Here is a 12875-nt window from a genome sequence, read left to right as displayed (position 1 = left end):
TCTCCGGACGACGATGTGTACGGTCACATCATCCGGTCACAGAGCGACGGAGCGACGGTGAAGCCTGACATCGACAAGGTGCGTGCTCCCAACATCCGCGACGTCGCCGCCCTCGCGGGGGTCTCGTACCAGACCGTCTCGCGCGTGCTCAACGACAGCCCCAGCATCCGGCCGAGCACCCGGCAGAAGGTGCTCGACGTCATCGACGAGATCGGCTACCGGCCGAACCAGGCCGCGCGGGCCCTGGTCACCAGCCGGTCGAAGGCGATCGGCGTGCTCACCCTGCAGAACGTCCACTTCGGGCCGCAGACGATCGTCAACGCCATCGAGGTCGCGGCCCGCACCGCCGGCTATCGGCTGAGCATCGCGAGCACGACCACGGTGTCGGACGACGTCCGGGCGAGTCTGCAGCTGCTGACCGCCCAGGCGGTCGAGGCGATCATCGTCATCGCTCCGCAACGCAAGTTCTTCGACGTGATCGACGAGCTCGACCTCGACGTGCCCATCGTCGCTCTCGACTCGACGCAGCGGGCCCGGGCGCACAGCCTCTCGGTCGACCAGTTCGAAGGGGCGCGCCTCGCCACCCGGCACCTGATCGACCTCGGCCATCGGCACATCGTGCACGTCGCCGGCCCTCAGGACTGGATCGAGGCCGACGAGCGGATGCAGGGCTTCCTCTTCGAGATGGGCGAGGCCGAGTTGTCGATCGAGCCGCCCATCCTCGGCGACCTGACCGCCGACTTCGGCTACACGGCCGGGCAAGAACTGCTGCGTCGCCGCGACTTCACCGCCGTCTTCTCGGCCAACGACCTGATGGCCGTGGGCTTGTTGCACGCCTTCCGCGAGGCCGACGTCGACGTGCCCCGCGAGGTCAGCGTCGTCGGTTTCGACGACTCGCCGACCGCGCCGCACCTGTGGCCGCCGCTCACGACCGTGCGTCAGGACTTCGCCCTGATCGGCCGGCGCGCCGTCGAACTCGTCGTGGCCGAGCTCGAGGGCGGCACGGTCGTCGACCGCACGTTGATCCCTCCGGAACTGGTGGTGCGCGGCTCGACCTCGCGCCCCTGGTTCCTCTGACCGGCCCGGCGCCACACGGCGGGACGAGCCCTCAGGAGGTGCGGCGCGCGTCGGCCGGCCTGCGTTCCATAACGGATCGGCATCGGCATTTGACAGCATCCCCTCTCGGGATTAGCTTTGCTCCAGTCGCAGTGTGAACGGTCACATTCGGCGGGTCCGGCCCCTTCGCCAGGCTCGACGAACGGCCCGGCACGGCGGCGACGAATCACAGGATGCCCGTCGGTGCACATCACCGACGGACGACGACGAGGTCGAAGGTCGAGGACGACGTGCCCAGTGCCGTGACGCAGAGCGAACAGCTCGCGAGCAGCCACATCCCCGGGGGTGCCCCGCATGGGCGTTGATTCTCCCGTCATCCTCGAGATGCGCTCCATCACGAAGGAGTTCCCGGGCGTCAAGGCGCTCGACGACGTGTCGATGCAGGTCCGCGCCGGTGAGGTGCACGCGATCTGCGGCGAGAACGGCGCCGGCAAGTCGACGCTGATGAAGGTCCTCTCGGGCGTCTACCCGTTCGGCACCTACACGGGCGACATCGTCTACCAGGGGGCCGAGATGCGCTTCCGCGACATCCGCTCGAGCGAGTCGCAGGGCATCGTGATCATCCACCAAGAGCTGGCGCTGATCCCCGAGCTCTCCATCACCGAGAACATCTTCCTCGGCAACGAGCCGACCCGCTTCGGGGCCATCGACTGGCGCGCGGCCAAGACGAAGGCGATCGACCTGCTCGCCCGCGTGGGCCTCAAGGACGACCCCGACACCGCCATCAAGAACCTCGGCGTGGGCAAGCAGCAGCTCGTCGAGATCGCCAAGGCGCTCAACAAGAACGTCAAGCTGCTGATCCTCGACGAGCCGACCGCCGCCCTGAACGAGGCCGACTCGCAGCACCTGCTCGACCTGATCCGGGGCCTCAAGGGTCGCGGCATCTCGTCGATCATGATCAGCCACAAGCTCAACGAGATCGAGGCCATCGCCGACTCCATCACGATCATCCGTGACGGCAAGACCATCGAGACGCTCGACGTGAAAGAAGACGGCGTCAACGAGGACCGCATCATCCGCGGCATGGTCGGCCGCAACCTGGCCAGCCGGTTCCCCGACCGCACGCCGAAGATCGGCGAGGTCTTCTTCGAGGTCAAGGACTGGTGGGTGCGCCACCCGCAGACCGCCGAGCGCTTCGTCTGCAAGGGCTCGTCCATCACCGTCCGCAAGGGCGAGATCGTCGGCCTGGCCGGCCTCATGGGCGCCGGTCGCACCGAGCTCGCGATGAGCATCTTCGGTCGCTCGTACGGTCAGTTCGTCTCGGGCGAGATCGTCAAGGACGGCGAGAAGATCGAGATCAAGAACGTCTCGGACGCGATCGACAACGGCCTGGCCTACGTCTCCGAAGACCGGAAGGTGCTGGGGCTCAACCTGCTCGACGACATCAAGCGCTCGACGGTCGCGGCCAAGCTCACCAAGATCTCGAAGGCCTCCGTGGTCAACACCTACGAAGAGCACTCGATCGCCGAGGACTACCGCAAGAGCCTGCGCGTCAAGACCCCCACGGTCGACGAAGGGGTCGCCAAGCTGTCCGGCGGCAACCAGCAGAAGGTCGTCCTGGCGAAGTGGATGTTCACCGACCCCGACCTGCTCATCCTCGACGAGCCCACGCGAGGCATCGACGTGGGCGCCAAGTTCGAGATCTACAACATCATCAACCAGCTCGCGGCCCAGGGCAAAGGCGTGATCGTCATCTCGTCCGAACTGCCCGAGCTGCTGGGGCTCTCCGATCGCATCTACACGATCTTCGAGGGTTCCGTCACGAACGAGATCGAGGCCTCCGAGGCCGACGCCGAGACGCTCATGCGAACCATGACCTCGAAGAAGAAGGAGCAAGCCGCATGAGTGGCATCAAAGACCTGAAGAAGGTGTTCGGCGGCAACACGTCGAACGCGCGCCAGTTCGGCATGATCGCGACGCTCGTCGTGGCCATCCTGATCTTCCAGGTGCTGACCGACGGGCTCACCCTGCAGCCCACGAACCTCATCGCCCTGGTCAGCCAGTACTCGTACATCCTGATCCTCGCCATCGGCATGGTGATGGTCATCGTGGCCGGTCACATCGACCTCTCGGTCGGTTCGGTCGCCGCCTTCAGCGGCATCGTCGTCGCCAAGGCGATGGACAGCTGGGGTCTTCCGTGGGGTGCCGCGATCCTGCTCGGCCTCGTGGTCGGCGTGGTCATCGGTGCCTGGCAGGGCTTCTGGGTCGCCTACGTCGGCGTCCCCGCCTTCATCGTGACGCTGGCCGGCATGCTGCTCTTCCGCGGTGCCAACCAGTTCGTCGGCAACGCCGACACCATCCCGGTCCCCGAGGGCTTCACGGTCATCGGCGCGGGTTACCTCCCCGAGTTCGGTCCGAACACCGGCTACAACAACGCGACCCTGCTGCTCGGCCTCGTCATCATCGTCGCCGTGGTCTACAACGAGTTCCGTCTGCGTCGCATCCAGCAGAAGATGGGCTCCGAGCGGGCTCCCCTCTGGGTCAGCGCCGTCAAGCTGGTCGTGCTGGTCGCGATCATCGCCTACGCCGCGACGCTGTTCGCCGGCGGCCGCGTCGGGACGTCGTTCCCGATCTCGGGCATCATCCTCGGCGTGCTCGTCCTGGTCTACGGCTTCGTCACGCAGAACACGATCTTCGGTCGGCACATCTACGCGGTGGGTGGCAACTCTCACGCCGCCGAGCTCTCGGGCGTCAAGGCGAAGCGCATCAACTTCTTCGTCATGATGAACATGTCCGTGCTCGCCGCTCTGGCCGGCATGATCTACGTCGCCCGTGCCGGTGCCTCCGGCCCGCAGGACGGCCTCAACTGGGAGCTCGACGCCATCGCCTCGGTCTTCATCGGTGGTGCCGCCGTCGCCGGCGGCATCGGCACGGTGACCGGCTCGATCGTCGGTGGTTTCGTCATCGCCGTGCTGAACAACGGCCTGCAGCTCATGGGCGTCGGCTCCGACAAGGTGCAGATGATCAAGGGCCTCGTGCTCCTGATCGCGGTCGCGGTCGACGTCTACAACAAGAGCCAGGGTCGTCCTTCCATCACCGGGTTCCTCACCCGGGGCCTGCGTCGCGACAAGAACGGCATCGCGGCCTCCGACCTGCCCCCGGGCGCCCAGAACGGCGTCGGTCGCGACGCCGAGACGACCGAGCCCGCCCTCACCCCGAACGGCGACATCTCGGACGTGCAGCGTCCCAAGGCCACGACGCCCAACTAGACCCACCACCCGCGCGCCCGTCCATCGACGGCCGGGCGCGCCTCCACCGGGAGTCCGCACCGCGGGCGACCACACGGCATCACCCCTCACAACGAGAAAGTAGACACAGCATGCGCAAACTCGCGCTGACGACCTTCGCGGTCGCCGCAGCAACGACGCTGATCCTGAGCGGCTGCTCGAACTCGGCCCGCACCGACGCGGGTTCGGGCGACGCGGCCTCGGGCTTCGAGTCCGGCTCGACCATCGGCGTGGCCCTGCCCGCCAAGACGAGCGAGAACTGGGTCCTCGCCGGTGACCTGTTCACCAAGGACCTCACGGACGCCGGGTTCAAGCCCGACGTGCAGTACGCGGCCGCCAGCGGCACCGTCGCGAACCAGCAGGACGAGATCCAGTCCATGGTCACCAAGGGCGCCAAGGTCATCATCATCGGTGCCGCCGACGGTGGCCAGCTCGGCACCCAGGTCAAGGCCGCCCACGACGCCGGCGCCGTGGTCATCGCCTACGACCGCCTGATCCTCAACACCGAGGACGTCGACTACTACGTCGCGTACGACAACTTCAAGGTCGGCGAGCTCCAGGGCCAGGCCCTGCTCGACGGCATGGCCGCGAAGAAGGCCGACGGCCCCTACAACGTCGAGCTGTTCTCCGGCTCGTCGGACGACGCCAACTCGAAGGTCTTCTTCGACGGCGCGATGAGCGTCCTGCAGCCGAAGATCGACGACGGCACCCTCGTCGTCGCCTCGGGCCAGACCGACATCAAGCAGACGGCGACCGACGGCTGGAAGCCCGAGAACGCTCAGCGTCGCATGGACTCGCTGCTCACCAGCACCTACGGTGACAAGGAGCTCGACGGCGTCCTGAGCCCGAACGACACCCTGGCCCGCGCCATCATCACCTCGGTGAAGCAGGCCGGCAAGGACATCCCGACCGTCACCGGTCAGGACTCCGAGGTCGAGTCGGTCAAGTCGATCATGGCCGGCGAGCAGTACTCGACCATCAACAAGGACACCCGCAACCTCGTGAAGCAGGCCGTCGCGATGGTCAGCTCGCTCAGCAAGGGCGACAAGGCCGAGACGAACGACGACAAGTCGTACGACAACGGCAGCAAGGTCGTCCCGGCCTATCTGCTGCCCCCGCAGATCGTGACCAAGGACAACGCCGCCGAGGCGTACGCCAACGACACGACGCTCGAGCCGCTCACCAAGTAGCACTCCCGCTGCCCTCGGGCAGCACCGGCACCGGCCGGGCACCCCGCACGGGGTGTCCGGCCGTCGTCGTCGGTGGGCGGTATCGTGCGTCCGTGGACACCGACCGACGAGCGCAGGAGGCGCGGGCCGCGTCGACCACGCCGGTCACGGTCGAGCTGCTGCTCGCGTCGCCCCGGTCCCGCTACGTCGGCCGCCCCGCCGACGGCCCGGCCCCGGTGCCGACCACGGGGCACGAGTCGCACGACGACGTCACCGTGCGGGCCCACCTCGGCATCGTGGGCGACCGCTACTTCAACGCTCCGGCGCACCGCGGCGCCTCGGTCACCCTCTTCGCGGCCGAGCAGCTGGAGCACGTCGCCCGCGAGCTCGGCCTGCCCCCGGGGGCCCGGCTCGACGCCGCCCTGGCGCGGCGCAACGTGGTCGTGAGGGGTGTCGACGTCGATGCCCTCGTGGGGTACGAGTTCGACCTCGACACGGGCGACGGCCCGGTGTCGTTCCGCGCGACACGGGCGGCGAACCCGTGCGCGTGGATGGACGTGGTCTTCGGTACAGGGGCGTTCCGCGCCCTGCGAGGACGCGGGGGAGTCCGCTGCGAACCGCTCACCGACGGGGTGCTGCGCGTGGGGCCGGGACTGCTGCGCGCCTCCTAGGCGGTCGGGCGTCCCGCCGACCCGTCGGAACGGGGAGCGCTCCGGGTCAACCCCACCAGGTGGGCAGCATGAGGTTCATGGTGTCGAGCAGGGCGCGTCGGCTCGTCCGCTTGCCGCCGAGCCAGGCCTCGACGGCGCCCACGAGCCCGTGTGCCAGGTGGCCGGCGGCGATGTGCACCGCGAGCCCCTCGGGGAGGCTGCCGGCGGGCAGTCCGGCGAGGTGCTGAACGCTCGACTCCTCGAAGTGGCGGGCCAGCGCCTGGTGGATCGAGGCGTCGAGCGGGTCGGGCAGGGCGAGACGGTAGATCTCGCGGTACCGCACGACGTGGTCGACGACCTTCTCCATCGCGCGCCGCGTCGCGTCGGGGCCGTCGGCCCGGCCGTCGAGCCGCAGCGCGTGGTCCTCGTCACGGATCGCGTCGAGTTCGGGGGTGAGCACCGCGGTGAGCAGGCTGCCGGGCGAGGTCGCGTGGCTGTAGAACGTGGCGCGGTTGATCCCCGCGGCCCGGGTGACGTCGGCGACCGAGATGCTCGACACGGGCCGGGTCGAGGCGAGCTCGACGACGGCGGCGTGCAGTGCCTTCGTGGTCTGGACTATGCGCGCGTCGACCATGGACGTTCCTCCTCGGGGACCCGGACGGGACGATCGCGTCCGAGGCCAGGTCGAGCCTAGACCGGGCCGACGCGCCGACACGGCACGGCGCGAGCCGCCGAGGCGGAAGGGCTGTCGCGGGGGTCCACGGCAGGGTTAGGCTGAGAACCGACGGGTGTCGTGCAGCGACGCCGTTCCCCTCCCTTCTCCCACCCCCTCCGATCCCGTGGTGGTCGTGCTCAATGGTTCGGTCGCATCGATTCGAGCCGCGAGCCGACCCGGTCGTCCCGGCCGCGCCTCCTCGCGTGCCCCGATCCGTGACCGCCCCGTGCCCCTCCTCCGTGACCGCCCCTCCGCGACCCCCCAGACAGGACCTGCCTCGTGACCACCGTCGTCCACCCGGGTGACTCCCTGACCCGCCGCCAGCGGCTCGTCTACGTCGTCGTGCTCGGCGCCCTCACCGCGCTCGGGCCGTTCACGATCGACCTCTACCTGCCGGCGTTCCCCGAACTCAGCCGGGACTTCTCCGTCGACAGCGGCGTCATCCAGCTGACGCTGACGGCGACGACGATCGGCTTCGGGGTGGGGCAGCTGCTGGTCGGGCCGTGGAGCGACAAGGTCGGCCGTCGCACGCCGCTGATCGTCGCGACCGCCGTGCACATCCTCGCCAGCATCGGTGCCGCCAGCGCGCCGACCATCGAGCTGCTCGCCGTCTTCCGGGTGCTGCAGGGCATGGGTGCCGCCGCCGGGGGCGTCGTCGCCATGGCGACGGTGCGCGACCTGTTCGGTGGGCTGCCGCTCGTGCGCATGCTGTCGCGTCTCGCCCTGGTGAACGGGCTCGCCCCCATCGTCGCGCCCGTCATCGGCTCGCAGCTGCTGGCCTTCACCAGCTGGCGCGGCATCTTCGTGTTCCTCGTGGCCTACGGCGCGTTCGTGATCATCGCAGCGATCTTCCTGATCGTCGAGACCCTGCCGCCCGCGCGGCGGCACGAGGCCGGGCACACGACCCTCGGACAGCGCTACAAGGTGCTCTTCAGCGACCGGATCTTCGTCGGCGTCGCCCTGATCGGGGCGATGGTCTTCTCGGGCCTGTTCTCGTACCTCTCGGCCTCGTCGTTCCTCTTCCAAGAGGTGTATGGCCTGAACGCCCAGCAGTACGGCTACCTGTTCGCGATCAACTCGCTCGGGATCGTCGCCGGCGTCCAGATCAGCTCGCGGCTGGCCCGGCGGGTCGGGCCGCAGTGGATCCTCGCCTGCTCGACGGTCGTCCTGTTGCTCGCCGCCGCGTCGATCGTCGTGCTCGACTCGCTCGGGGCCGGGCTCGTGGGCATCCTCGTGCCGCTGTGGTTCTTCATCGCGGCCTGCGGCTTCTCGTTCCCGCAGGTCCAGGTGCTCGGGCTCGCCAACCACGGCAAGGAGGCAGGGACGGCGGCGTCGTTGCTCGGTGCGCTGAACTTCGGCCTGGCGGGACTCATCTCGCCGGTGGTCGGGTTCCTCGGCATCGGGTCCGCCGTGCCGATGGGCAGCGTCATGGTCGCCACCTCGTGCGTGGCCATCGCGAGCCTGTGGCTGCTGGTGCGCCCGCGGACGGTGCCGGCGCTGGGTCGCTGACCCGCGCCTCCTGGTCGTCCGTCCACGACCGTCGTGCGTCGACGACCGGTGCCTCCCGGTCGCCGACCCGCGCCTCCCGGTACCGTCTGGGGATGCGCACCGACCCGCTCGCCCCGAAGCCCGCCTCGCCGTCCGAAGAGCGGGTGGCCCGGCGCGTGCAGCGCCGCTGGTGGGTGTTCAGCGCGCTCGGCGCCATCGGCGTCGTGCTGCTGCTCGGCGTCGTGATCACGGCCCGGTCGGGGGTGATCGGCGTCGACGAGCGGTTCATGGGCGAACTGGTCGAGCACCGCAGCCCGTTCTGGGACGTGCCCTCGTTGATCTTCAACTCGATCGGTGCCGGGGTGGTCGGCGTCTTCGTCGTCCCGCTGGGCGTCACCGCGGTGTTCCTGTTGCGCCGTCGCCCGTGGGCCGCGCTCTACTGGATCGCCGCCTGCGCGGTCAGTGCCGGGGTCGTCCAGGTCGTCAAGCACACGTTCGGCCGTGCCCGCCCCGAGGACATCCTCGTGGTGAGCGACTACGGCTCGTTCCCCTCGGGGCACACGTCCAACGCCGCGACGCTGGCCGTCGTGCTCGGGGTGATCCTGCGACGCGTCTGGGTGTGGGTCGCCGGTGTGGTCTACACGGTGCTGATGCTGCTCAGCCGCACGTACCTCGGCGCGCACTGGCTGACCGACACGATCGGCGGGCTGCTGATCGGCGCCGGGGTCGCGGTGGTGCTCTGGGCCCCGGTCGCGCATCGCTTGCTCGACGAGCAGGAGCGCGTGCGCGGTCGCGGCTGGATCTGGCAGGGTCGTCCGGCCTGACGGTGTCGCTCGCCCGGTCGGTCCCGCTCGCGCCGTCGATCCCGGTCGAGTCCGTGCGAGGCGGGCGTTCGGCGTCGCCCGGTGTCGCCGAACTCGCCCGGACCGCAGCGCGCAGGGTGCCTAGGCTGGCCGCATGACGGACGCGCTCGAGCAGGCCAGGGCGGAGGCCGCCGCAGCGGTCGCCGCCGCCGAGAAGGCGAAGCAGGACGCGGAGGCGGCACTCGCGCGGGCAGAGCAGCTCGCCGCCGAGGCGGACGTCGCCGACGCCGCGGCCGACGCCGGGCTCACCGAACCCGAGCCGGTCGCGGGTGCCCCGGTCGAGGGCCTCCCCACCCCGCTCGGCGGGCCGCTCGACGAGGCGGCGGTCGACGTGATCCGCGCGGGCTACGGCTTCGACGGTCCCGCCCTCGAGCTCGGTGCCCTCGTGAACGGCGAGGCGCGGGTGGACGTGCCCGTGCGCATCCCGCTCGCGATGCTGAACCGGCACGGCCTCGTGGCCGGGGCGACCGGCACGGGCAAGACCAAGACCCTTCAGGTGCTCGCCGAGCAGCTCTCGGCGGCCGGGGTGCCGGTGTTCGCGGACGACGTCAAGGGCGACCTCTCGGGCATCGCGACGCCGGGCGAGGCGAACGAGAAGCTGCTGGCCCGCACGCGGGGCATCGGCCAGGACTGGTCGCCGCAGGCCGCACCGACCGAGTACTTCGCCCTGGGCGGCAAGGGCACCGGCGTGCCGGTCCGCGCCACGGTGAGCGGTTTCGGGTCGCTGCTGCTCAGCAAGGTGCTCGGCCTCAACGACACGCAGGAGAGCAGCCTCGGCCTGGTGTTCCACTACGCCGAGCAGGCCGGGCTGCCGCTGCTCGACCTCTCCGACCTGCGGGCCGTGCTGACCTGGTTGACCAGCGACGAGGGCAAGGGTGAACTCGAGGGACTCGGCGGGTTGAGCAAGCAGACCGTCGGGGTCATCCTGCGCGAGCTGATCACCTTCGCCGACCGCGGGGCCGACGCGTTCTTCGGCGAGCCCGAGATCGACACGGCCGAGTTCCTCCGCACGGCCGAGGACGGTCGGGGCGTCGTGAGCCTCCTCGAGGTGCCCGGGGTGCACGACCAGCCGGCCCTGTTCTCGACGTTCCTGATGTGGCTGCTCGCCGACCTCTACAACGACCTGCCCGAGGTGGGCGACCTCGACAAACCGAAGCTCGTCTTCTTCTTCGACGAAGCCCATCTGCTGTTCGCCGACGCCTCGAAGGAGTTCCTGGCGCAGATCACGCAGACCGTCCGGCTCATCCGGTCCAAGGGCGTGGGCATCGTCTTCGTCACCCAGACCCCCAAGGACGTCCCGGGCGAGGTGCTCGCCCAGCTCGGCTCGCGCGTCCAACACCAGCTCCGCGCCTTCACGCCCGACGACGCGAAGGCGCTGCGGGCGACGGTGTCGACGTACCCGACGAGCGACTACGACCTCGCCGCGGTGCTCACCGGCCTCGCCACCGGGGAGGCGGTGGTGACGGTCATGAACGAGAAGGGGGCTCCCAGCCCGGTCGCGTGGACGCGCCTCCGCGCCCCGCGCGGCTCGATGGCGCCGACGCCCGTCGACGTCATGACGGCTGCGGTCGCCGCGTCGCCGCTCACCGCCGCCTACGGGGCGTCGATCGACCGTGACTCGGCCCGCGAGATGCTGGCCCGCAAGCTCGAGGCCGCCGCGCTCGACGAGCGGGAGCGAACCGACGCCGCGGCGCGGCAGGCCACGATCGACGCCCAGCTGAAGGAGGCCGCGGCCCGCGAGAGGGCGGATGCGAAGGCCGTCACCGCCGCCGAACGCGAGCGGAAGGCCGCGCAGGCCGAGTACGAACGTCAGCAGAAGGAGTTCGAGCGGGCCGAGCGGGTGGCCGCGAAGGCCCGTGCCGGGCGGGGGGCGACGACCCGCGCCTCCTCGGGGTCCCGCTCGTCGCGGGCCGGGTCGACCGGGGGGTTGCTCGGCGAGGTCCTCGGGTCGAGCGCCGGCAAGGCGGTCGTGCGCGAGGTCGTGAAGGGCATCTTCGGCACGCTGCGCCGGCGCTGAATCACGAGCCGGTCGGGCCCGCGTCCGGTGGACGAGGTCAGGCGCCGCTGCCGAACACCCGGAAGAGCACCACGAGGGTGCCGGTGCCCAGGGCGAAGAGGATTCCCGCGATCGTGGCGCCGATCCACGGGCGGCTCTCGTACCAGTACGGGCTGTCCGGGTAGGCCGCGAAGAACTCGCGCCGGGTCAGCGGGCGGGGCAGGACGGTCGTGGGGATGCCGAGCGCGTCGACGACGGCGTCCACCGACGTCTCGGACCAGTAGGTGCCCCGCATGCGGAACAGGCGGCGACCCGTGCCGTCGAGGGCGAGCAACTGCGTGGAGGTCTCGGTCGAGTGGTCGCGGTAGGTGCGGACGAGCACGAGCGAGTCGATCTCGTCGCGGCGCAGTCGCACGAAGCCGGGCAGCCAGCCCCGCTTGACGAACTCGGTGCGGGTGACCGCCGCGTATGACAGGCGGTAGCGCCAGTACATGAGCAGTCCCATGACCACGACGCCGCAGGCGACGGCCAGCACGCCGCACTGGTGGCCGGTCGGCAGGGTCAGCCACAGCACCGCGATCAGCACGGGTGACAGGCTGAAGACGCCGGTGAGCGTGGCGCCCCGGGCGAGTTCGCGCCGTGGTCGCACCGTCACGGTGCCCCGCTCGGTCGGCATCGCCGCGTCGGTCGTGTTCATGTCGTCCCCCTGGGGTCGGCGTGACCCCGAGTCCCCCGACCCGAGGCTGCTGCTGTCGGGGCAGCGCCGTGCCCTCAGCGTAGACGATGCGTTCGCACAGATACCGGACCGGTCCACCCCAGTGCGGGGAGCCCGCGATCGGGTGGGTCGAGCGAGTGTCAGCTCTCGGCGCGGTCCCGGAGGCGCTCGATCTCGCGGCGATCGCGCTTGGTCGGACGGCCGGCGCCGCGATCGCGGACCGGCACGGCAGCGACCTCTTCGCGCGGCGGTGGCGGGGGAGTGAGGTCGGTCAGCGCCTCGGCCGCGGCCGGTGCGCCGACGCGCTTCACGAGGCAGGTCTTGACGACGACGATGCGCTCGAAGCCCGCGATGCGTGCCCGGACCTCGTCACCGGGACGCACGGCCTGGGCGGCCTTCACACGCTCGCCGTTGACCCGTACGTGACCGGCGCGGCAGGCGGCGTTGGCGGCCGAGCGGGTCTTGTAGAGCCGGACGGCCCAGAGCCAGGCGTCGACGCGAGCGGACGTGAGGGGCGGCATGCGTCGATGCTACGGGTGGCCGCCGACGTCGACGACCGTGGGGGCCGGGCTCAGAGGTCGTCGGCGGCGACGCGCACCGGGGTGCCGCCGGTCACGCGCACGAGCTCGTCGAAGGTGGTGGCGAAGACCGTGTCGGCGGTGCCGGCGCTCGCCCAGAGCACGTCGTGGGCCCGCAGTGCGGTGTCGACGAGTGTCCGCACCGGGCTGGGATGGCCCACCGGGGCGACGCCGCCGATCACCTGGCCGGTCGCGCGCTTCACCTGGTCGGCGTTGGCCCGCATGATCGGACCGTGGCCGAGGGTCGACGCCACCAGGTCGGTGTCGACGCGGTGGGCCCCGCTCGTGAGGACGAGCAGGGCCTCGTCGCCCGTGCGGAACACCAGGCTGCTGGCGATGGCGCCGTCACGCAGACCAT

General features: G+C 70.4%; 12 protein-coding genes. 8 read left to right on the top strand and 4 right to left on the bottom strand.

Annotated elements, in window-relative coordinates:
• Window positions 1-57: 57 nt before the first annotated feature.
• From SZ60_RS01110 to SZ60_RS01090, 5 genes are all read left to right on the top strand, one after another.
• Window positions 58-1077, top strand: a complete 1020-nt coding sequence (locus tag SZ60_RS01110) for a LacI family DNA-binding transcriptional regulator (RefSeq protein WP_231567019.1) — start codon at window positions 58-60, stop codon at window positions 1075-1077.
• 333 nt (window positions 1078-1410) lie between these two features.
• Complete coding sequence (gene mmsA, locus SZ60_RS01105; protein ID WP_043592912.1) at window positions 1411-2961, top strand: multiple monosaccharide ABC transporter ATP-binding protein; 1551 nt, start codon at window positions 1411-1413, stop codon at window positions 2959-2961.
• A complete protein-coding gene (gene mmsB / locus SZ60_RS01100) occupies window positions 2958-4325 on the top strand; it encodes a multiple monosaccharide ABC transporter permease (protein WP_043592911.1) in 1368 nt (455 codons plus the stop codon). The genes mmsA and mmsB overlap by 4 nt, the downstream gene beginning before the upstream one ends.
• A 110-nt stretch (window positions 4326-4435) precedes the next feature.
• Window positions 4436-5533 (top strand): sugar-binding protein, encoded by a 1098-nt coding sequence (locus SZ60_RS01095; protein WP_043592909.1) that lies wholly within the window; start codon window positions 4436-4438, stop codon window positions 5531-5533.
• A 92-nt stretch (window positions 5534-5625) separates the two neighbouring features.
• A complete protein-coding gene (locus SZ60_RS01090; RefSeq protein ID WP_043592907.1) occupies window positions 5626-6183 on the top strand; it encodes an MOSC domain-containing protein in 558 nt (185 codons plus the stop codon).
• Window positions 6184-6229: 46 nt separating this feature from the next.
• Here the strand turns inward: SZ60_RS01090 and SZ60_RS01085 are convergent, their stop codons facing one another.
• Window positions 6230-6796: a TetR/AcrR family transcriptional regulator gene (locus SZ60_RS01085; RefSeq protein WP_043592905.1), complete on the bottom strand. Its 567-nt coding sequence runs from the start codon at window positions 6794-6796 to the stop codon at window positions 6230-6232.
• Between the two features lie 360 nt (window positions 6797-7156).
• On the opposite strand from SZ60_RS01085, the gene SZ60_RS01080 reads away from it, so the two are divergent.
• The 3 genes from SZ60_RS01080 to SZ60_RS01070 all read left to right on the top strand — a co-directional run bounded on the left by SZ60_RS01080 (window position 7157) and on the right by SZ60_RS01070 (window position 11245).
• Window positions 7157-8386, top strand: coding sequence for a multidrug effflux MFS transporter (locus tag SZ60_RS01080; RefSeq protein ID WP_043592904.1), 1230 nt, complete (start codon window positions 7157-7159; stop codon window positions 8384-8386).
• Window positions 8387-8478: 92 nt separating this feature from the next.
• Entirely contained in the window at window positions 8479-9189 is a 711-nt protein-coding gene (locus tag SZ60_RS01075) for a phosphatase PAP2 family protein (RefSeq protein WP_043593041.1), read from the top strand.
• Between the two features lie 133 nt (window positions 9190-9322).
• Window positions 9323-11245 carry a helicase HerA-like domain-containing protein gene (locus SZ60_RS01070; RefSeq protein ID WP_043592902.1) on the top strand — a complete coding sequence of 641 codons (1923 nt, stop codon included), beginning with the start codon at window positions 9323-9325 and terminating at the stop codon, window positions 11243-11245.
• A 37-nt stretch (window positions 11246-11282) separates the two neighbouring features.
• Here the strand turns inward: SZ60_RS01070 and SZ60_RS01065 are convergent, their stop codons facing one another.
• From SZ60_RS01065 to SZ60_RS01055, 3 genes are all read right to left on the bottom strand, one after another.
• Complete coding sequence (locus SZ60_RS01065) at window positions 11283-11921, bottom strand: hypothetical protein (protein WP_043592900.1); 639 nt, start codon at window positions 11919-11921, stop codon at window positions 11283-11285.
• A 158-nt stretch (window positions 11922-12079) separates the two neighbouring features.
• Complete coding sequence (locus SZ60_RS01060; protein WP_043592898.1) at window positions 12080-12460, bottom strand: RNA-binding S4 domain-containing protein; 381 nt, start codon at window positions 12458-12460, stop codon at window positions 12080-12082.
• Window positions 12461-12510: 50 nt separating this feature from the next.
• Window positions 12511-12875: YbaK/EbsC family protein (locus tag SZ60_RS01055; protein WP_043592896.1), on the bottom strand; the 365-nt coding region annotated here is incomplete at its 5' end.

The organism is Frigoribacterium sp. MEB024 (assembly GCF_000878135.1).
Taxonomy (GTDB): domain Bacteria; phylum Actinomycetota; class Actinomycetes; order Actinomycetales; family Microbacteriaceae; genus Frigoribacterium.
Note: the sequence above shows the minus strand (reverse complement) of the source record. Positions and strands in the feature narration are given on the sequence as shown.